General features: G+C 71.4%; 16 protein-coding genes and 1 pseudogene. 11 read left to right on the top strand and 6 right to left on the bottom strand.

Annotated elements, in window-relative coordinates; translation table 11 throughout:
* Positions 1 to 103: 103 nt before the first annotated feature.
* Complete coding sequence (locus tag ACH4YP_RS27670) at positions 104 to 1,423, top strand: DUF6777 domain-containing protein (protein ID WP_361053847.1); 1,320 nt, start codon at positions 104 to 106, stop codon at positions 1,421 to 1,423.
* A gap of 21 nt (positions 1,424 to 1,444) precedes the next feature.
* Here the strand turns inward: ACH4YP_RS27670 and ACH4YP_RS27665 are convergent, their stop codons facing one another.
* A complete protein-coding gene (locus ACH4YP_RS27665; RefSeq protein ID WP_361053850.1) occupies positions 1,445 to 2,920 on the bottom strand; it encodes an esterase in 1,476 nt (491 codons plus the stop codon).
* A 292-nt stretch (positions 2,921 to 3,212) separates the two neighbouring features.
* Here ACH4YP_RS27665 and ACH4YP_RS27660 point away from each other — a divergent pair, with 292 nt between their 5' ends.
* Positions 3,213 to 3,734 carry a DinB family protein gene (locus ACH4YP_RS27660; protein WP_361053897.1) on the top strand — a complete coding sequence of 174 codons (522 nt, stop codon included), beginning with the start codon at positions 3,213 to 3,215 and terminating at the stop codon, positions 3,732 to 3,734.
* A gap of 15 nt (positions 3,735 to 3,749) precedes the next feature.
* Here the strand turns inward: ACH4YP_RS27660 and ACH4YP_RS27655 are convergent, their stop codons facing one another.
* The gene (locus tag ACH4YP_RS27655; RefSeq protein ID WP_398493132.1) at positions 3,750 to 4,532 is read right to left on the bottom strand and encodes a class I SAM-dependent methyltransferase; all 783 of its coding nucleotides are present in this window, start codon (positions 4,530 to 4,532) and stop codon (positions 3,750 to 3,752) included.
* Positions 4,529 to 5,767, bottom strand: a complete 1,239-nt coding sequence (locus ACH4YP_RS27650; RefSeq protein ID WP_398493130.1) for an epoxide hydrolase family protein — start codon at positions 5,765 to 5,767, stop codon at positions 4,529 to 4,531. Before ACH4YP_RS27650 ends, ACH4YP_RS27655 begins: the two co-directional genes overlap by 4 nt.
* A gap of 381 nt (positions 5,768 to 6,148) precedes the next feature.
* Here ACH4YP_RS27650 and ACH4YP_RS27645 point away from each other — a divergent pair, with 381 nt between their 5' ends.
* Positions 6,149 to 6,631 (top strand): VOC family protein, encoded by a 483-nt coding sequence (locus ACH4YP_RS27645; RefSeq protein ID WP_361053859.1) that lies wholly within the window; start codon positions 6,149 to 6,151, stop codon positions 6,629 to 6,631.
* Between the two features lie 152 nt (positions 6,632 to 6,783).
* On the opposite strand, the pseudogene ACH4YP_RS27640 reads toward ACH4YP_RS27645, so the two are convergent.
* Positions 6,784 to 7,102: pseudogene (locus tag ACH4YP_RS27640) on the bottom strand (ABC transporter ATP-binding protein); the annotation flags it as partial.
* A gap of 357 nt (positions 7,103 to 7,459) precedes the next feature.
* Between ACH4YP_RS27640 and ACH4YP_RS27635 the strand changes: the two are divergent.
* The 6 genes from ACH4YP_RS27635 (at position 7,460) to ACH4YP_RS27610 (ending at position 15,460) form a co-directional block, all read left to right on the top strand.
* A complete protein-coding gene (locus tag ACH4YP_RS27635; protein WP_361053861.1) occupies positions 7,460 to 9,043 on the top strand; it encodes an ABC transporter substrate-binding protein in 1,584 nt (527 codons plus the stop codon).
* A gap of 2 nt (positions 9,044 to 9,045) precedes the next feature.
* Entirely contained in the window at positions 9,046 to 10,002 is a 957-nt protein-coding gene (locus ACH4YP_RS27630) for an ABC transporter permease (protein ID WP_361053864.1), read from the top strand.
* Positions 9,999 to 10,898, top strand: a complete 900-nt coding sequence (locus ACH4YP_RS27625) for an ABC transporter permease (RefSeq protein ID WP_143633959.1) — start codon at positions 9,999 to 10,001, stop codon at positions 10,896 to 10,898. Before ACH4YP_RS27630 ends, ACH4YP_RS27625 begins: the two co-directional genes overlap by 4 nt.
* Positions 10,898 to 12,628 (top strand): ATP-binding cassette domain-containing protein, encoded by a 1,731-nt coding sequence (locus tag ACH4YP_RS27620; RefSeq protein ID WP_398493127.1) that lies wholly within the window; start codon positions 10,898 to 10,900, stop codon positions 12,626 to 12,628. Before ACH4YP_RS27625 ends, ACH4YP_RS27620 begins: the two co-directional genes overlap by 1 nt.
* A gap of 163 nt (positions 12,629 to 12,791) precedes the next feature.
* Positions 12,792 to 14,813, top strand: a complete 2,022-nt coding sequence (locus tag ACH4YP_RS27615) for a CocE/NonD family hydrolase (RefSeq protein ID WP_398493125.1) — start codon at positions 12,792 to 12,794, stop codon at positions 14,811 to 14,813.
* Positions 14,780 to 15,460 carry a TetR family transcriptional regulator C-terminal domain-containing protein gene (locus tag ACH4YP_RS27610; protein WP_361057037.1) on the top strand — a complete coding sequence of 227 codons (681 nt, stop codon included), beginning with the start codon at positions 14,780 to 14,782 and terminating at the stop codon, positions 15,458 to 15,460. The genes ACH4YP_RS27615 and ACH4YP_RS27610 overlap by 34 nt, the downstream gene beginning before the upstream one ends.
* Before the next feature lie 72 nt (positions 15,461 to 15,532).
* Here the strand turns inward: ACH4YP_RS27610 and ACH4YP_RS27605 are convergent, their stop codons facing one another.
* Positions 15,533 to 16,342: an IclR family transcriptional regulator gene (locus ACH4YP_RS27605; protein ID WP_398493123.1), complete on the bottom strand. Its 810-nt coding sequence runs from the start codon at positions 16,340 to 16,342 to the stop codon at positions 15,533 to 15,535.
* A gap of 79 nt (positions 16,343 to 16,421) precedes the next feature.
* Positions 16,422 to 17,483, bottom strand: coding sequence for an Lrp/AsnC family transcriptional regulator (locus ACH4YP_RS27600; RefSeq protein ID WP_398493121.1), 1,062 nt, complete (start codon positions 17,481 to 17,483; stop codon positions 16,422 to 16,424).
* Positions 17,484 to 17,690: 207 nt separating this feature from the next.
* Here ACH4YP_RS27600 and ACH4YP_RS27595 point away from each other — a divergent pair, with 207 nt between their 5' ends.
* Positions 17,691 to 18,995, top strand: a complete 1,305-nt coding sequence (locus tag ACH4YP_RS27595) for an amidohydrolase family protein (RefSeq protein ID WP_398493119.1) — start codon at positions 17,691 to 17,693, stop codon at positions 18,993 to 18,995.
* Positions 18,995 to 20,566, top strand: coding sequence for an AbgT family transporter (locus ACH4YP_RS27590; RefSeq protein ID WP_398493117.1), 1,572 nt, complete (start codon positions 18,995 to 18,997; stop codon positions 20,564 to 20,566). Before ACH4YP_RS27595 ends, ACH4YP_RS27590 begins: the two co-directional genes overlap by 1 nt.
* The last annotated feature ends 33 nt before the right edge of the window (positions 20,567 to 20,599 follow it).

Below are 20,599 nucleotides of genomic sequence, written 5' to 3'. Positions count from 1 at the left end.
TGCGGGCGGCACGGGACCGGAGCACACAATGGGCTCGTTGTGGCAGAAAGCGGCATGAAACGTAAGAAGTGCCGCATGATCCCTACGCCGGGAAGAAGAGCTCGTGAGCGTCGAACCGCCGTCGTCCGGTCGCCCCACAGGTCCGCCCTCCGGCCCCTTGTCGGGGCCGACCCAGCCGAGCCCCACGCCGCCGCCTCCGGGCGACCACGGTCCCTCGGGTCCGTCGGGCCCTTCGGGCGGCGGATCGGGCGGCGGTCCTTCCGGGCCGTCGGGTCCCTTAGGTCCGTCGGGTCCGTCCGGCGATGGTCCAGGCGGTCCCGGAGGGCCGTCCGGTCCGGGCGAGCCGGGGCAGGGCCCCGGAAAGGGACCCGACCGGGCCTGGTGGCAGTCGGCCCCACGCGTCGCCGTCATCGCGGCCACGATCGTCGTCGCCGTCACCCTGGTCGTCGTCTTCACCCGTTCGGACGGTGGCACCTCGGGCGCGGGCGGCGGCGAGGTCTTCCTCCAGGCCGCGGGCAAGTCGGGCCCCGACCCGTTCACCGAGTCGACCGCGGCGGACAGTTCCGCTCCGCCCGTGACGCCCTCGCCGACGGAGACCGCCGAGTCCGGCAACGTCACGCGGGGCGTGGAGGGTTCGGCGCCCGGCCTCTACGGCGGTACGCGCAAGGTGGCCAGCTGCGACGTCGAGAAGCAGATCTCCGCGCTCCAGAAGGCCCCGGCCAAGAACCAGGCGTTCGCCTCGGTCCTGGGCCTGCAGCCGTCCGGCGTGCCCGCGTATCTGCGCTCGCTCACCCCCGTACAGCTGCGGATGGACACCCGCGTCACCAACCACGGCTACCGCGACGGCAAGGCCACCAGCTACCAGGCGGTCCTGCAGGCCGGTACCGCCGTCCTCGTCGACGACCGTGGTGTGCCGAGGGTGCGGTGCGCATGCGGCAATCCGCTGACGCCGCCGGTCGCGCTGAAGTCCACGCCCAAGCAGACAGGCGACTCCTGGCCGTCGTACCGGCCGTCGAACGTCGTGGTGGTCGCGCCGGCGACCCAGGTCATCAACGTCTTCGTGATCTTCGACCCGGACAGCGGCGACTGGTTCAAGCGGCACAAGGGCGACACCGGGGACAAGGACCAGAAGACGGACCCGCCGACGGACCGGCCCTCGCCGTCCGAGAGTTCGCTGTCGCCGAGCTCCGCCTCACCGTGCGTGTCCGTGCCTCCCGGTGGGACCGCGCCGCCCGACGGTTCGGCGAGCCCCTGCCCGGAGACGTCCTCGGCGACACCCCCGTCACCGTCCCCGGAGACCGAGTCGCCCTCGTCCGAGCCCCCGTCGGCGGAGACCTCCGACCCGGCGTCGGCCGACGTCACGACGGAGTCCGCCGCCAGCAACAGTGCCCCGGAGTCGGCCGCGACCTCCCCGGGGCTCTGAGCGCCGGTCCGCTCCGGCGGACTACTCGTCGATCGCCGCGCCGAAGGCCGCGCCCAGGTGGGGCGTGCCGAGAGTTTCGGCGCCGTACGTCCAGGAGCCCGAAGCCGTGATGCCGCCCGCGCCGGCCGACATCACCCAGACGAACCCGTCACCGGCGTTCTCGCCGGGCGCCGAGGCCAGCAGTCCGAAGCGGCCGTCCCTGTCGGGGTCGGTGAGACGGACCTGGCCGCCCCACTTGTCGCCCTTCTCGGGGACGCCGGACACGTCGGCGGAGTCCTGGTCCCAGGACTTCGCGCCCGTCGCGGTCAGCCCGGCGGACGCGCCGCGCAGCACCCACACCGCGCCCGCGTCGGCGACCGTGCCGATGTCCTCGCCGGCGGCGCCGATCGCCACGTCCGCGTACCCGTCGCCGTCCGTGTCCGCGACCGAGAGGTCCGTGCCCCAGCCGTCGCCGCGCTCGGCGGTGCCGGGGACGCCGGGGGAGTCCTGCGTCCACCACTGGACCTCGTCCGCGGGGCCGTTCTCGCCGCCGTAGCGCACCCCGACCAGCCCGCCGGTGAGGGTCTCGCCGCCGTCGTCGGGGGAGTTCGGCTCGCCGGTCACCAGGTCGTCGTAGCCGTCGTTGTTGATGTCCCCGGACGCGGCCTCCGTGCCACCGCGCACATCCCGCTCGTACTTGAGCCCGTCGGCGTTGCCGGACAGGTACGTGGACCACCCGTGGCCGGACTCGTCGCCGACGGTCACGCCCGAGACGACCAGGTCGGCGTAGCCGTTGTCGTCGTAGTCGCCCGTGGTCAGCGACTTGGGCAGGATGTGGCGCTGCTGGGCCCGTGCGGAGAGCGGGGTCGACGACCGCTCCTGGAGTTCCTTCCGTGAGCTGGGTGCGGCGGTGCCGTAGCTGAACAGCTCCAGGTCGTAGTGGTCGAGCACGACGAGCAGGTCGCCCGGCGTCTCGTCCGTGAAGTGCGCCGCGGCGAGCCCGACGCCGAACCGCTCGCCCGCGGCGGGTTCCTGAGTCTCCAGCCAGTCGCTCGCGGCCCCGGTGAGCCCCGCCTTCGAGCCCCACAGAATCGCCGCGCCACCCGCGTCGGCGAGCGTCCCGAGGTCCTCGCCGGGGATACCGACGATCGCGTCGTCGTACCCGTCGCCGTCCAGGTCACCGGTCGCGACCGCCTTGCCGAAGGCGTCCCCCGCCTCGGCGGCACCCGCGACACCGGCCGTGGACTGGCTGAACCGCGCCACCTTGCTCGTCCCGATGCCCCTCGACGAGCCGTACTGCACGGTCACGAGACCGGCGCCCTTCTTGCCACTGACGGTCGCCCCGGGCGCACCCACCAGCACATCTTCGTACCCGTCGCCGTTGAAGTCGCTGTTCCGGTCGTCGGCGTGCGTACCGCCCGGCGTTCCGGCGTACGCGGACGGGGCGGCGGCGATCCCCAGACCGGCCACGAGAAGAAATGACGCCGCGGCCAGAGCGGTGGAACGGTTCTTGCGCATGATTCGGCTCCTGACGAAAAGGACGGCCGGGCAGCGCGGGGGTGTCCGGAAAGGGCCCGTTCCTTGTCCGGCGCCGTGTTTGACACCGGATGGGGCCCAAGGGTTGTACGGGAGTTTCCACGGGCGACGGCGAGGCGGCCCCTGGTGGTCAACACCTGTGGGGCGAGTGGAAAAGCGGTGGCGGATCTTCCGCGCGTACCCGATGCTCGCGCGTATGGCGGACACACTTGACCCGGAAGACTCGGGGTCGGCGGAGCATGCGCGGCCCGAGCGGAGCTTCGGATGGTGGGACATGTTCGTCCACCCCGATGAGGACCCGCGGACCGATGAGGCGTTCGTGGGGGAGCGGGCCGCGCTTGTCGGGTATCTGCGGGACATGCGGCTGACGTTGGAGATGAAGTGCGCCGGGCTCGACGCCGAGGAGATGGCACGGCGTTCGGTGGAGCCGTCCAACCTGTCGCTGCTGGGGCTGGTGCGGCACCTCGCCGAGATGGAGCACACCTGGTTCCGCCGGGTCATGGCCGGTGAGGACGTGCCGCGGCTCTACCGCACCGAGGACGACCCGAACGCGGACTTCAACGGCGCCGTGCCCGACCCCGAGGCCGTCGCGGAGGCGTGGGACAACTGGCGGACCCAGGTCGCGTTCGCGGAACGCTTCGTGGAGAAGGCGCCCGGTTTCGACGTCACCGGCACCAACGGCGACGAACTGATCGAGCTTCGTGTGGTGCTGGTGCATGTGATGGCGGAGTACGCGCGGCACAACGGCCACGCGGACTTCCTCCGGGAGCGCATCGACGGACGCGTCGGCCAGTAGGCCCCGACGCGTCGGTCAGTGGCTCCCGCCCCGTCGCACCAGGATCAGCTCGTGCAGGTACCGCTTCGTGACGCTGCCTCCGTGGCGGGTGTCGATCAGCTCACGGATGCCGTCCAACAGGCCCCTGCGGGCGGCCGGTTCCAGCGCGCGGTGGTTCGAGTACGTCAGCAGCAGGTCGATGTAGGCCTGGGTGGTGTACGTGATCTCCTGTGGGAACCGGAGCGACTCGACCCGGCCGAGCGCCTCGAACTCCCTTGTGTCCGTGGTGGTTTCGGCGTCGGTCGACTGCCGCAGGCCGGGGGGTGTGGCCGGATCCCAGCGCTCGTAGCAGTCCTGTACCTCGACGAAGAAGTTGCGGCTGCCGCCCGCCGTGTGGTGCGTGGTGACGAGGGCGAGCGTTCCGTCCGGGCGAAGCGCTTCCGCCACCTTGGTCAGTCGCGTCGCGGGGTCGAGCCAGTGGAACGACGTCGCGGCCACCATCAGGTCGAACGGCTCCCGGGGCAGCGGCCATCGCTCGAACTCGGCCACCTCGACGCGTGCACGCGGGAAGGCCCGCAGGTTGTGCCGCGCCACCGCCGCCATCGACGGACCCAGCTCCACGGCGGTGACGTGACAGCCCAACTCGGCGAGGGGCACGGTCATTTGGCCGGTCCCGGGGCCGAATTCGAGGACCCGGCTGGTCGCGTCCAGCCCCACGTGGGTGGCCAACTCCTCGACCAGGGCGGGCGGATAGGAGGGCCGCGCCCGGTCGTACAGCTCGGCGTCCTCGTCGAAGATGCCATGCCGTGAACGCGTCATGCCGTGCCGCCGACCCGAACGCTCCGGTCGCCGCCGCCACTTCGGTCCTGCCGCAGCTCACGGAAGAACGCCCGGACATCCCCGATGAGCAGATCCGGCTCCTCCATCGCCGCGAAGTGCCCGCCCCGGTCGAACTCCGTCCACCGCACGATGTTCTCCGTGCGGTCCGCGACATGCCGCAGCGGGATGAAGTTGTCCCAGGGGAAGACGGCGAGCGCGGTGGGCGCCGTCGACGGCCGCACTGGTTCGCCCCAACCGTCCGCGTGCGCCCGCTCGTAGTAGATCCGTGCGGACGAACCCGCCGTCCCCGTCAGCCAGTACAGCATCACGTTCGTGAGCAGCTGGTCCCGGTCCACGGCGTCCTCGGGACGGTCCTTCGAGTCCGTCCACTCCTTGAACTTCTCGACGATCCAGGCGAGTTGGCCGAGGGGTGAGTCGGTGAGCCCGTACGACAGGGTCTGCGGCCGGGTCATCTGGACGGCGGCGTACCCCAGTCGCTCGCGGGTCCACTCCTCGTTGCGCCGCCACGAGGCGAGCGTGTTCTCACGTTCCCGCGGGCTCAGCGCGGCCAGCTCCTCGGCGGTCGGCTCGGTGCTCGCGTGGGCGCCCGGCAGGAGGTTCAGATGGACGCCGATCAGCCGGTCGGGGAAGGCACGGCCGAGTTCACGGGAGATCCCCGCTCCCCAGTCACCGCCCTGCGCGCCGAAGCGCCGGTAGCCGAGCCGGTCCATCAGCTCGGCGAACGCGGCGCCGACCCGCCTGAGCTCCCAGCCCGCGTCCCGCGTGGGCCCCGACAGACCGAACCCCGGAATGCTCGGCAGCACCACGTGGAACGCGTCGGCCGGATCACCGCCGTGCGCGCGCGGATCGGTCAGCGGTCCGACCACGTCGAGGAACTCGACGATCGAGCCCGGCCAGCCGTGGGTGATGATCAGCGGCGTCGCGTCCGGTTCGGGTGAGCGGATGTGCGCGAAGTGGACGTTCGTCCCGTCGATGGTCGTCGTGAACTGGGGCCACTCGTTGAGCCGGGCCTCGGCCGCCCGCCAGTCGTACGTGTGCCGCCAGTACCGCACCAACTCCGTCAGATAGTCGCGCGGGACCCCGTACTCCCAGCCCACGCCCGGCAGTTCGTCCGGCCAGCGGGTGAGGTCGAGGCGTGCGTGCAGATCGTCGAGGTCGGACTGGGGGATGTCGAGGACGAAAGGCTCGATGGTGTCGTCGTGCGGGGAGGTCATGGCGGGCCATGCTAGTTCGGCACCGGCATCCGGTCGTGTGAATAAAAGCCGTGGTCACCGGCCGGTCGGGCGGTCATGAGGGCGGGCCGCCGGGCTCGACGAGCGGGCCGACCGCCCGTCCTCCCCGTACCACCGCCACCTCGGGATTCACACGCCCGGGACGCCTGCGCCTTCGGGCGGCCCGGCCGCGGCCCCGAACACTCCGTGGCTCCCCAGGAACCCGTTGATCATGCCCTCCGGGACGGTCGCCTCGGCCGGCGTGACGGCCGGGCTTCAGACCCCTGGCGTCACCCACCCGGACCGGCTTTCCGGGCCACCGATGAGTTTTCGCCCGAGGATCCGTCTACACAGGTGACAGCGTTCCCGCTTCAGGAGGTACCCATGACCACCGACGGATTCACCACGTGCCTTTGGTTCGACGGCCAGGCGGAGGAGGCCGCGAACTTCTACGTGTCGGTCTTCAAGAACTCCCGCATCGGCGCGATCCTCCGCTACAGCGAGGTGGGGCACGGCGAGCCCGGTTCCGTACTCACCGTCGAGTTCGAGGCCAACGGCCAGAAGTTCTACGCCCTCAACGGCGGCCCGCAGTTCAAGTTCAACGAGGCCATCTCCTTCGAGATCCGCTGTGACGACCAGGCCGAGGTGGACTTCTACTGGAACGCGCTCACCGAGGGCGGCGGCGAGGAAGGCCCCTGCGGCTGGCTGAAGGACAGGTACGGCGTCTCCTGGCAGGTCACCCCCGCCAGGCTGGTCGAGATGATCAGCGACCCGGACCAGCAGAAGGCGGATCGGGCCATGCAGGCCATGCTCAAGATGCACAAGATCGACGTCGCCGCCTTGGAGAAGGCATACGCGGGCGAGTGACGCGACCGGCACGGTGGCCGGTGGGGCGGCCGGCCACCTCCCGCCCCACCGGCCAGGGTGAGGCCTTGCGTTCCACCGGCCCCGGCGGTGTCATGCCCCACCGGGGCCGGTGAGTTTTCGTGCCCCACCGTGCCTCACCGGGCCCCACCGGCTCAGGTGAGCCGGCCGCCGTGCAGTGCGGTGTACGCACCCCGCGCCGCAGCAATCCTCGTGCGACCCGGTCTCCCGCACGGCACCGTCCCCCATCACCACGATCCGGTCCGCACCCCGGATCGTGGACAGCCGGTGCGCCACCACGGAGGTGGTGCGCCCCCGCGTGAGCCGCGCCGGCGCCTGCCGCGCGAGCGCCTCCGACCGCGTGTCCGGCGCGGACGTCGCCTCGTCCAGGACGAGCAGCCGCGGATTGCGGATGAGAGCCCGCGCGACGGCCGGCCGCTGCCGCCCGAGACCAGCGCCGCCGCGGTCAGGAACAGCACCCCGATCACGTTCGGGAACACCCAGGCCGGCGAGGCGAAACGTCCGTTGAGCAGGTCCGGGCACAGCCCGGAGTCGGGCACCTTCCTCAGCCTCAGGGTGCTGTCCGCGCGCCGCGGGGCCTCGCACTCCGGGCCATGGGCGTGGGTGACGGGGACGAGCCGGAAGCGCTTTCCTCCCTTGCTCCGATCGCCGACGCCTGACGGGTCCGGGCTTCCCCGGGCCGGGTAACGGCTCGGTTTCCACGGTTAATTTCCGCGTTCCGAGGGTTGGCGCGGAGCCGTCGGCTGGTTATCGTTCACGCACTTCACTCAATCGTTCCGCTGAACGAATAGCGAGAGGGACGGTCGGTCCATGCCCGACATCCACCACCCAGGACGGCGCTCCGTCCTCGCCGCGGCCACGGCGGGCGCCGCGTCACTCGGTGCGTCCTGGCTGCTCACCGGCTGCACGGGGGCCTCGGCCGCCCCCGCGCTGCCCACGGGCGCGAAGGGGGGCACCCCCGACCGCGGCGGCACCCTCCGCATCGCCCGGCCGCCCGCCTCCGACGCCGAGACCCTCGACCCGGCGAGCGCCCTGTCCGCGTACGAGTACCTGGGCGCCCTCTACAACCGCCTGGTCCGCGTCGGCGCCAACGGCGACCTGGTGCCCGACCTAGCCGAGTCCTGGGAACCGGACGCCAAGGCGCGCACCTGGACCTTCCGCATCCGCGCGGGCGTCACCTTCCACGACGGGCGGAAACTCACCTCCGCCGACGCCGCGTACACCCTGCGCCACATCCTCGCCAAGGAGACCGCGTCCCCGCAGGCGGCCGTCCTCGCCCCGCTCATCGACCCCGAGAAGCTGCGCACTCCCGACGCCCGCACGCTCGTGGTGCAGCTCAAGACCCCCAACGCGGAGTTCCCGAGCCTCCTCACGCACTACAACTGCTATGTCATCCCCGACGGCAGCGCCCGCGGCATCGGCCGCACGGGCATCGGCACCGGCCCCTTCAAGCTGGAGTCGTTCACCCCCGCGGGCCCGGGCCGCATCGCCGCGTACGAGGACCACTGGGCGGGCCGCCCGGTCCTGGACGCCATCGACTTCTACTCCGTCGCCGACATGTCGGCCCGCTCCAACGCCCTGCTCGCCGGGCAGGTCGACCTCCTCTCGCAGACCAACCTGGACTTCGCGACCGCCCGTGTCGTCGCCGCCTCCGACCGCGCCACGATCGCCCGCGTCGAGAACGCCCAGTGGTACGTGCTGCCGATGCTGACGACGGAGAAGCCCTTCACCGACGTGCGCGTCCGGCAGGCGATGAAGCTCGCCTACGACCCCGACCACGTGGTGAAGGTCGCGCTGCAGGGCGCGGGCACGGCCGGCTGGGACAACCCGGTGCCGCCGAGCGACCCCGCGCACATCACCGCGCACCCGAAGCACGACCCGGAACAGGCCCGGTACCTGCTGAAGAAGGCGGGCCACGAGGGCCTGACCGTCGACCTCTACACCTCGTCGTACGACCCGGTCTTCACGCCCATGGCCCTCGCCTACCAGGACTCGGCCAAGCGGGCCGGGATCCGGATCCGGGTGAAGACGGCCTCGGCGGACTCGTACTACACGCAGATCTGGATGAAGAAGCCGCTCATGGCGACCTACTGGTACACCGGCAGACCGGTCGACCAGCTCTTCACCCAGGTCTTCCGCAGCGGCTCCTCGTACAACGAGACCGCCTGGTCGGACAAGGCGTTCGACGCGCTGCTCGACCGGGCCCGGCAGGAGACCGACGACGAGCGGCGGCGCGAACTGTACGGCGAGGCGCAGACCTTCGTCATGGAGAAGGGCGGGGCGATGACCCCGATGTTCGCCGACCGGCTCGTCGGAATCTCGCGCAAGGTACGCGGATACGCCGAGCACGGCTTCGAGTTCGACTACCTCGGCATCGGTCTGAAGGGGGCCTGAGCATGTTCTCCTTCATAGCCCGCAGAGCGGGCGCCGCCATCGGCACGCTCTTCCTCTCCTCCGTCCTCGTCTTCCTCGCCGTACAGGCCCTGCCCGGCGACGTCGCCACCCAGGTCCTCGGCAAGGACGCGACCCCGGACGCCGTCTCCGCCCTCCGCGAGAAACTGAAGCTCGACCAGCCCGCCTGGGAGCGGTACATCGACTGGATCGGTGGCGCCCTGCACGGCGACTTCGGCCTCTCGCTCGTGTCCGGCAAGGCGGTCGGCGGCGAAGTCGGCCTGTACCTCGGCAACTCCGCGCTCATCGCCCTGGTGACCGTCCTCTTCGCCGTCACAGGCTCGATCGTCCTCGGCATCCTCGCCGGCCTGTACCGCGACCGCTGGCCCGACCATCTGATCTCCACGGTCAGCCTGATCGGGATGAGCGTCCCCGAGTTCGTCGTCGCCACCGTCCTGGTGCTCTGCTTCTCGGTCGCCCTGCCGTGGTTCCCCGCGGTCGTCCTGTACGGCCCCGAGGCGAGCGTCGGTCAACTCATGCCCGCCGTATGGCTTCCCGCTCTCGCGCTCGCCGTCGTCATGGCCGCGTACATCGTCCGGATGGCCCGCACCTCCGTCATCGACGTCATGGCCGGCGAGTTCGTCACCACGGCCCGCCTCAAGGGTCTGTCGACCTGGCGGGTCGTCACCCGGCACGCGCTGCCCAGCGCCCTGCTTCCGACGCTGCACGTCATCGCGCTGAACGTCGCCTGGCTGGCCGGCGGGGTCGCGGTCGTCGAGAACGTCTTCAACTATCCGGGCATCGGCAAGCTGATGCTCGCCTCCGTGCAGAACCGGGACCTGCCCGTCATCCAGGCCATCGCACTGATCAGCGCGGTCGTGTACGTCGTCTGCAACCTCGCCGCCGACCTCGGCGCAATGGCCCTCAACCCCAAGCTCCGTACGCGCGGGAGGACCCGATGACCACCCTCGACACCCCGGCGCCGGCACCCGCCGTTCCCGTGGCACCACCCTCCGCCGTGGCCCGGGCCTGGCGAACGCTTCGCTCCTCGCGGGCGGCCACCATCGGCCTCGCGATCGTGGCCGTCCACGTCCTGGTCGCACTGCTCGCACCGGTCCTCACCTCGTACGACCCCATCGCCAACAACGCCGACCAGGCGCTGCTCGGACCGAGCGGGGAACACTGGGCGGGCACCGACCAGTACGGCCGTGACGTACTGGCACGCGTCCTGTACGGCGGCCGGTACGCCATCGGCGTCTCCGTCGCCGCGACCCTCGTGACGCTGCTGATCGGCACGGTCGTGGGATGCGCCGCGGCCCTGCGCGGCGGCTGGTTCGACGACGTGCTGGGCCGGGTCCTCGACGCCGTCCTCTCCGTGCCGCCGGTCCTGGCGCTGCTGGTCATCGTCACCGCGCTGGGCACGGGCCCCGCGGTCATCGTCCTCGCGATCGCCGTCGTGTACGTCCCACAGGTCGTACGCGTCGTGCGCGGCGCCGCGCTGGCGGTCGTGCCCAACGACTACGTCACCGCGGCGCGGGCCAGGGGCGAGTCCACGTGGGCGATCCTCCGACGCGAGGTCCTGCCGAACATCACCGACGTCGTCTGCGTCGAGTTCGCCATGCGGGCCTCCTGGGTCGTACTGCTGATCTCCTCGCTGTCCTTCCTCGGCTTCGGCGCCGATCCGCCCACCCCGGACTGGGGCCTGATGGTCGCCGAGAACCGCACCGCCATCACCGTCGTGCCGATGGCGAGCCTCGCACCGATCATCGCCCTCGCCACATTCGTGGTGGGGCTCAACCTCGCGGCCGACGGCCTGTCCAAGGCGTGGGGCGTCGACCGGACAAGGGAGGGGTCCTGATGACCGCGATCGTGTCGGTGGACGCACTGTCCGTGGCCTATCGTTCGGGCGGCCAGGATGTGACCGTGGTGCGTGAGGTGTCCCTCGACGTGTTCCCCGGGCAGACCCACGCGCTGGTCGGCGAGTCGGGCAGCGGCAAGTCGACCGTCGCGGCGACGCTGCTGGGGCACCTGAGGCACGGGTCGCGGGTCACGGGCGGTTCGGTGTGGGTCGACGAGGCCGACGTGTTCGCCCTGCCCGCAAGGGAGTTGAGGCGCCTGCGGGGCGGGACCGTGGCCATCGTCGCGCAGAACGCGGGCCAAGCGCTCACCCCCTCCATGCGGATCGGACGGCAGATCGCGGAGGCGGGGGGCGACGTTCCCGTCGTGGACCTCCTCGAACAGGTCCGGCTGCCCCGCCCCGCCGAACTCGCCCGCCGCTACCCGCACGAGCTCTCCGGCGGCCAGCAGCAGCGCGTCGCCATCGCCATGGCCATCGCCGCCCGCCCGAAGGTCCTCGTCCTCGACGAGCCGACGACCGGGCTCGACGTCATCACCCAGCGTGGTGTCCTCGACCTGATCGGAGCCCTCCGCGACGAACTCGGCCTCGCCGCCGTACTGGTGAGCCACGACCTCGGTGTCGTCGCGCACATGGCCGACGAGGTGACCGTCCTGCGCTCCGGACGGGTGGTGGAGGCCGCGCCCACCGCCGTGCTGTTCACCGCGCCCAAGGACCCTTACACCAGACGGCTGTTGGCGAGTGTGCCGCGGCTCGACGACGAGGGGCTCGCTCTCGTCGGCGCGGCGGGAGAGCGGGAGGTGCGGCCGAGGGCCGCCGTCTCCGGCGATGCTCCCGTCGCCGTCTCCGCGCGGGACGTCACCATCGACTACGGGTCCGCGCGTGCCGTGGACGGTGTCTCCTTCGACGTCCGGCGCGGCGAAGTCCTCGCCCTCGTGGGGGAGTCGGGCAGCGGCAAGTCCACGCTGGCCTGGGCTCTCGCGGGGCTGCGGACTCCGTCCGGCGGCACGATGACCCACGGGGCGGGCGACCGGTCGGGCAACGGTGAGTCGGGCGACCTCGCCCGGCCCGCCGGGAAACGGCCGTTGTCGCTCCGGCGGCGGGTTCAGCTCGTGTTCCAGAACGCCGACACGTCGTTGAATCCGCGTCGTTCGGTCGGTGACGCGGTGCGGCGGCCGTTGCGGTTCTTCGGCACGGTGGGTACGCGGGCGGAGGCCGCCGATCGGGCTCGGCAGCTCATCTCCGACGTACGTCTTGAGCCCGCCCTCGCCGAGCGGTTGCCCGCGCAGCTCTCCGGTGGGCAGCGGCAGCGGATCGGGATCGCGCGGGCGCTCGCGGGTGAGCCGGATGTGCTGATCGCGGACGAGATCACTACGGCGTTGGACGTTTCCGTCCAGGCCGATGTTCTGCGGCTGCTCGATGATCTGCGGCGGGAGCGGGATCTGGCCTGCCTGTTCATCAGCCATGACCTGGCGGTCGTGCGGGGGCTCGCCGACCGGGTTGTCGTGCTGCGGAACGGGGTTGTGGTGGAGGAGGGGCCCACGGACGCGGTGTTCTCCGCGCCCGGGCATCCCTATACGCGGCAGTTGATGGCTGCCGTGCTTCAGCCGTCGCCGGGGGTGAGGTCTGTCGTCGACGGTGTCGAGGACTGGGCCGACGCCGCGGAGCCGGACGATCTGTGGATCGACCGGGGGGATGGGCATCGGGTTCGGCGGTGGGAGGGGGTGGGGTAGGGGTTTTCGCCCCCGCCGCCCCTACCCGTCCCGTCCCTGGGGGCTGCGCCCCCAGACCCCCGCTGTCGCGCTGGCGCGCTCGTCCTCAAACGCCGGACGGGCTGGTAGTCAGCCCCTCCGGCGTACCCACCGCTCGCCGCAAGCCACACGCACAAGGAGCCCCGTGAAATACCGCGAGCACTACGACCGGCAGGTCTCGCGTGAGGACGTCTGGATCCCCACCCGGGACGGGCGGACACACCTGCACGCCCGAATCTGGCGCCCGACCGACGCCGAGGCAGAACCCGTGCCCGCCCTCCTCGAATACCTCCCGTACCGCAAGACCGACTGGACGGCCCCCCGCGACGCCCAACGCCACCCCTGGTACGCCGGCCACGGCTACGCGTCCGTACGCGTGGACATCCGAGGCCACGGCGACAGTGAGGGAACGCCCGGCGACGAGTACGACGCACAGGAACTCGCGGACGGCGTGGACGTCGTCAACTGGCTTGCGGAACAGCCCTGGTGCACCGGCAAGGTCGGTATGTTCGGCATCTCGTGGGGCGGTTTCAACTCCCTCCAGGTCGCCGCCCTCGCCCCCGAGCCGCTGAAGGCGATCGTCACGGTCTGCTCGACGGACGACCGTTACGACAACGACGTGCACTACACGGGCGGCGCCGTTCTCGGCATCGACATGCTCGCCTGGGCGGGCACGATGCTGGCGTTCGCGGCCCGCCCGCCGGACCCGACGAGCGTCGGGAAGGACCGCTGGCTGCCGATGTGGCGTGAGCGCCTCGAAGCGCTCGACCCCTTCCTGCACACCTGGCTGGCGCACCAGCAGCGCGACGACTACTGGCGGCACGGCAGCGTCTGCGAGGACTACACGGCGATCGACGCGGCGGTCCTGGCCGTCGGCGGCTGGAACGACCCCTACCGCGACACCGTGCTGCGGCTCGTGGAACACCTGCCGGACGACCGTGTACGGGGGATTGTCGGGCCCTGGTCGCATCAGTATCCGGACCGCGGGCTGCCGCCCGGCCCGGCGATCGGGTTCCTCCAGGAGACCCTGCGCTGGTGGGACCAGCACCTGAAGGGCGAGGACACCGGCGTCATGCGCGAGCCGAAGCTCCGCGCCTGGCTGAACGACCCGGTCCCGCCCGCCACTTCGTACGACGTGATGCCCGGGCGCTGGGTGGGAGACCACAACTGGCCCTCTCCATCCGTCAGTTGGGACGAACGGCCCCTCGGGGGCGCCGCCGGCCCCGTCCTCGTACGGTCTCCGCAGCACACCGGCCTCGACGCCGGGCGCTTCTTCCCCTTCGGCAACGCCAGCGATCTGCCGCCCGATCAGCGGGAGGAGGACGGCCGTTCGGTCTGCTTCGACTCCGAGCCGCTGGACGGGAGGGTGGAGATCCTGGGGCGCCCGCGCGTCCGGCTCCGGCTCGACAGTGCGACACCGCGCGCCCACGTCGTCGCCCGGGTCTGCGACGTCGCGCCCGACGGCTCGTCCACCCTCGTCACCCGTGGCGTCCTCAACCTGCTGAGCAGGCACGGGCGCGACCGGGTCGTGGAGTGGACCCCGGGCACGTACGAGACCGTGGAGTTCGAGCTCAACGGCACCGGGTACGCCTTCCCGCCGGGCCACCGCATCAGGGTCGCCGTGTCCGACACGTACTGGCCCTGGGTGTGGCCGCACGGCGAGCTCGGTCGGTTGACCGTGCTGCCGGCCGACAGCGCCCTGCTCCTTCCCGTACGGGATCCCGCGTCGGACGAGGAGGAGGGCCGGGAGCCCATCCGTTTCGAGGAGCCCGAGCAGGCGCCGCCGCTGCCCGTCACCTACGAGCGGCCCGCCGAGGCGACCCCGGAGCGGCTGGTCACGTACGACGTCGCGAAGGGCGAGTGGACGCTGGAGGTCGACCCCAACTACGGCGGGTCGCGGGTCTATCCGGACGGGCTGCGCTACGAGGAGAGCGCCCGAGAGACGTACCGGATACGGGCCGACGATCCGCTGTCGGCGCGGGCCGTCTCCGAGTGGAGGATCCGGCTGCGGCGCGGCGACGACTGGGACGCTGAGATCATGACGCGTACGGAGCTGCGGGCCACGGCCACGGAGTTCATCATGGACAGTCGCATGGAGACACGGGCGGACGGAGAGACAGTGGTCGAGCGCGTATGGCACCGCACCACCCCGAGGACGTCGGCGTGAAGGCCGCGAAGACGCCCCGCCGTGCCGTCGCCGCCGCCGACCGCACCCGTCAGCCCACCGAGGTGCGCCGACGGCTCATCGTGGAGGCGGCCGTCCCGCTCATCGCCGAGCGCGGGTACGCGTCGGTGGGGGTGCGGGACGTCGCCGCCGCGGCCGGGGTGTCGGTGGGTACGGTCACGTACCACTTCGGCAGCGTGCAGGAGATCCTTTCCGAGGCGATGGTGCTGCACATCGAGCGCTACTACGCGGTGCTGAACGAGGCCGCCGAGGAGGCGGACGGCAGCGGTGAGGCGCTGCGGCTGCTGATCGACGCGCTGTTCACCGAGGACACCGACCGGCACTGGCGCATGTGGTTCGAGTACTGGAGCGCGGGCGACCGCGACCAGGACCCCGAGCGGGCCTTCGCGAGCGGCCAGGCCAAGCGGTACGAGGACTGGCACAGCCAGATCCGGGCCCTCGTCGAACGGGGCGTCGCCGACGGGGAGTTCGTCTGTGCGGACCCGGCAGGCTTCACCGTCCGCTTCGCCGCCCTCTCCGACGGACTGGCCCTCCAGCGGCTGCGCCAGTCGCCCGAACTGAGCACACAGGACGCCCGTCGGCACCTGTACCGGCTGGTCGAGTCCGAGCTGCGGACGGGCGGCCAGTAGCCCTTCGCCTGTCTCTGGTTCGTGCAGGAGCGGCAGCCGTGGCCGAAGTCCCCGGTCGCGGCGCCCGCCTCGTCACAGCGGGGCGCGGTACGCCTCGAAGACGGTGAGCCGGGAGGTGATCGTGTGTGATGCCGTGGTCAGCGCCACCAGCATCCGGGCGATGTTGCTGCCCGCCGTGGGAGCGACCACCGACAGGGCACCCGCGTACGGGCGGTCGGTGCCCCGTACGGGCACCGCGACGGCGAGATAGCCCGGGCGGTGCTCCTCGATCTCCGTCGCGTAGCCCTGCTCCCTGATGCGGGCCAGCTCGTCGGGGAGTTGCGCCGCGGTCAGGGTGCGGGGTGTGCGGCGGAGCATCAGCGGCACGACCGCGGGCAGCGGGTACTGGTCCGGAAGCATGGCGAGGGTCAGCTTTCCCGCGGCGGTGCTGTGCAGCTGGAGGTGCCGACCGCCCGGGCTTGACCTGGCCCGGTTGCGGTGCCCGCCGACGTTCTCGATGCACAGCAGTTCCGACGCGTTCGGCACGCACAGCGTGACGGCGTTGTCGAGGCTCTGCGCGAGGTTCTCGATCACCGGCCGTGCCGCCTCGCGCAGGGTCCGCTGGCGGGGTGCGCGCAGGCCGATCTCGTACAGCTGCAGCCCGAGCCGGTAGTGGGAGCCCTCGCGCTCCAGGAGTTCGCCGGCGACCAGTTCCTGGCAGAGGCGGTGGACGGTGGCCTTCGCGACCCCGGTGCGGGCCGTCAGCTCGGTGAGGCTGAGCGAGAAGTCGTTGTCCCGGAAAGCGCCCAGGATGAGCCCGACCTTGCCGAGGACCGTCTTGGGAGGCTCCCCGTCCCCTGCGGCGACGTCCTCGCGTTCGCGGTGGGAGCTTGCGGTTGTCACGATTTTTCCTCCTCACCTCGGTGGCGCGTTCCCCGGAGAGGGTGTCCACCAGAACGAGGAGATGAAATATAGGCGCTCCTCAATTTCCTGGCGATGTACTCGTTGTGACGTTTTCGACGGTGGGGTGGGGCGCCTGGGGGTGCCGGAGCGGAACGACGCCCACGCAGCGGCCGTCCCGGTCCAGGAGCCGCCCCATGTGTTTGACCGTGCGCAGGACCACCGAGCGGTCGCTGATGGTGAGGCGGGGCAGCCGCCGCGAGAGGTGGGCCTCGAAGGCGTGCACGTCGTGGAGATCGCGCAGCCAGACGTCGATCACCAGGTTGTGCGGGCCGGTGGTGATCGCGCACGAGCGGATCTCGCGCACCCCGGACAGCACCTGGCTGGTCTCCTCCACGTACTGGCCCGGGACCGAGGCGAAGTACACGGCGGACAGCGGCCATCCCGACAGCGGACGGGCCAGATCGCAGCGCAGGATCAGCCGGGCGGCGAGCAGCGACTGCAGCCTGCGGCGCACCGTGGTGAGGCTCGTGTCCGTCGCCGTCGACAGGTCGGCCAGCGACATGCGCCCGTCCGTGCCCAGCAGCTCCAGCAGACGCGTGTCCAGGTCGTCCCAGCGCCCCTCGGCCGCCTGCGCGGGCAGCACGGACGGTGGCACCGCCGCCTCGACCCGCGCGCTCTGGGCCTCGTCCAGGCTGCGCAGCCGCCAGCGGCTCCCCTCGGTGGGGACGCCCGTCGACACGTGCGTACGTGTCGCCCGTACCCCCGGTGTCCGCTGGAACAGCAGTGTCGAGACGCGCGCCAGCTCGTCCAGGCTGCGCGCCTGCACGGCCGCCACCAGATCCCGGCCGCCCGCCGTGAGCTTGATGTTCGCCACCGACGGGTCCCGGGCGATGGCCATCGCCACCTCCTCCGCGACGCCCGGCTCGGTGTCGATCTCCACCACGCCGGTCACCACGATCCGCGAGTTGGACAGCCGCGGATAGGCGGTCACCCAGGCCAGGCCCGCCTCCTCCAGCCGGTGCCACCGCCGCGCGGCCGTGACCGGGTTGACCCCCAGCACCTCGCCGACGAGCGTCCACGGGGCCCGCGGATGGATCTGCAGGACGTGCACGACGCCCCGGTCGAGTTCGTCGAGCTCCATGGAGGCCCCCGCAGCGGTCCCCGGCGGAAACCCCGCCGGGGCTTCCGCCGGGGTTTCCGACGCGGCAGAATCCTGCACGCCCAGGGGCGGCGCTTCTCTGCGCACGCCGAGGGAATCCGGTGAGAAATCTGCACCGTCACACCAGGTTTTTCTTTGCATTCCACACTCCCTTCGCCTGCATCCACTACGGAGGAGTGACCCCGCTCTATGACCCCCGCCACGACCCCGGAGACCACGCGGACCGCCCTGCGGATCCACAACGCCCGGCTCATCGACGGCACCGGCTCGTCCCCCGTGGAGGACGCCGTCGTCACCATCGATGCCCAGGGCACCATCACCTACGCCGGACCGGCCGCGACCGAGCCCCCGGCCGGCACCGACTCCTCGGTGCGTGTCGTCGACGCCGGTGGCCGAACCGTACTGCCCGGCTTCTTCGACTGCCACGTCCACCTCGCCTACGCGCAGGGCTCGCCGCCGAGCCGCCGCGCGGAACTCGACCCGGTCCTGGTCACCCTGGACACCGCCGCGCGGCTGCGCCAGACCCTCGACGCCGGAATCACCACCGCCCGCGATCTGGGCGGTCTGTCGGCCGGCTACCGCACGGCCGTCGAGACCGGACGGACGGTGGGCCCGCGCCTGCACACGGCGGTCCGCATCATCAGCCACACCGGTGGCCACGCGGATGTGCGCCTGCGCGACGGTACCGATCTGAGCGCCGGGATGTCCGAGATCGCGGACAGCACCGACGCGGCCAGGCTCGCGGTGCGCCGGGTCCTGCGCGACGGCGCCGACCTGGTGAAGGTCTGCGCCACCGGCGGCATGGGCAGCCCCTACGACGACCCCGACGACGAGGGCCTGCTGGAGGAGGAGATCCGGGCGGTCGTGGACGAGGCCGGGAGGCACGGCGGCAAGCCGGTCGCGGCCCACGCCCAGGGCAACGCGGGCATCCTCACCGCGATCCGCGGCGGAGTCACCAGCATCGAGCACGGCTACGGTCTGGACGACCGGGCGCTGGACATGGCGGGCGAACGCGGCGTCTTCGTCGTGCCGACGCTGTCCACCGTGTACGCGGGCATCAACAAGGACACGATGCCGGACTACCACTACCAGAAGAAGGTCCGCTGGTCCGGCACCACGAAGGAGAACATCGCCCGGGCCATCGAGTACGGTGCCCGGATCGCGCTGGGCACCGACGCGGCGGTCGGCCCGCACGGCGTGAACCTGATGGAACTCAGCTATCTGGTGGATCTCGGCATGGACCCCATGGCCGCCATCGTCGCCGGCACCCGCACCTCCGCCGAGCTCCTCGGCATCGCCGACCGACTGGGCACCCTCACCGCCGGGCGCACCGCGGACCTGGTCGTCTGCGACGGCGATCCGCTCCAGGACATCGGCGTCCTCGGCGACCCGGCCAACGTCGTGTGCGTCGTCCAGGACGGCGTCGTCCTCAAGGACCTCCTGAACCTCACGGCCTCGGCCGCAGACACTCTCTCCACCGGAAGGCGGCCCTGATGTCCTCACAGACCGACCTCCCCGCACCACCCGCCAAGTCCCCGGACACCGGCAGAGCCACCCCGCTCGACCGGGTGCTCTCGCTCATCGAGCGGGCCGGAAACGCCCTGCCCAACCCCGTAGTCCTGTTCTCCGTCCTCTTCCTGCTCCTGGCCGGTGCCTCCACCGCGCTCGACCTGGGTGGCGTGTCCGTCAAGGTCCCCGGCAGCGACGAGACCAAGCACATCACCGGCCTCCTCACCGGCGACGGCGTGAAATGGCTGGTCGAGAACCTCGTCGTCAACTTCGCCACCTTCCCCCCGATCGGCGCCGTACTGGTGCTGATCATGGTGGTGGGGCTCTGCGAGAAGACCGGCCTGCTGGAGACCCTGATGCGGGCGACCCTGGCCAGGGTGCCCCGCGCGGTGCTGCCGTACGCGGTGGCGCTCATCGCGAGCCAGGCGCACATGATGAGCGACGTCGCCTGCATCGTGCTGCCCCCGCTGGCCGCTCTCGTCTTCAAGAGCGCCGGACGCCACCCCGTCGCGGGCCTCATCGGCGGCTTCGCCTGCGTGACCGCCGGCTACGCGGCCGGATTCACCGTCGGTTCCCTCGACGCCCTGTACGTCGGCATCACCCAGCAGGCCGCCGCGGTGCTCCCGGCCGCCGACGGACTCCACATCCATCTCCTCATCAACTACTTCTTCACGGCCGCGAGCAGCCTCGTACTGGCCGCGGTGGGCGGATTCCTCATCAGCCGCGTCCTCGAACCCCGGCTCGGAACCTACGAGTCCGCCGACGACGAGCCCGAGGACCGCGACCTCACTCTCACGCCGGTCCAGCGGCGGGCGCTGCTGCGCACCTCGCTGGTCGTCATCGTCTACCTGGCCGGCGTGCTCGCCCTGTGGCTTCCGGAGGGTGCGCCGCTGCGCGGCGAGGGCGGGGCCTTCGTGCCCTCGCCGCTGCTCTCCGGCATCGTCCCCGTCCTGTTCGGCGCGTTCCTGCTGGCCGGACTGACGTACGGCTTCAGCGTGAAGCAGCTGACCAGTGCCGAGGACGTGACCAAGGCCGTCACCGAGTCGGTGAAGACCATGTCCGGCTACCTCGTGATGATGTTCGTCGCCGCCCAGGTCATCGCCCTGTTCACCTGGTCGAACGTCGGAGTGCTGCTGGCGGTGAAGGGCGCCGCGCTGTTCGACTCGATGGGCGTGACCGGCTTCTGGGCGATCCTGGTGTTCGTCCTGCTGGTCTCCTGCCTCAACCTGTTCATCCTCTCCGGCTCGGCCCTGTGGTCCCTGGTCGGCCCGGTCTTCGTCCCCGCGTTCATGCTGATGGGGATGAGCCCGGCGCTCACCCAGGCCGCCTTCCGGATCGGCGACTCGGCGACCGGGGTGATCACCCCGATGAACCCCTATGTCTTCCTGATCCTGGCGATGCTCCGCCAGTACGAGCCCGACGCCAAGCTCGGCACGCTCATCTCCCGGCTCGCCATCTTCGTGGTGCCGTTCATGCTGGTGTGGCTGGCGATCCTGGGCGTCTTCTACGGCTTCGACCTGCCGCTCGGACCCGGCGCCCACATCGGTCTGAAGTGACCCCCGCACACGACAGGCCGACTCCACCGGTGA

The organism is Streptomyces sp. NPDC020747, assembly GCF_044334695.1.
In the GTDB taxonomy this organism is placed as follows: Bacteria; Actinomycetota; Actinomycetes; order Streptomycetales; family Streptomycetaceae; genus Streptomyces.
The sequence above is the reverse complement of the archived record's forward strand: the minus strand, read 5'-3'. Positions and strand labels throughout refer to the sequence as shown.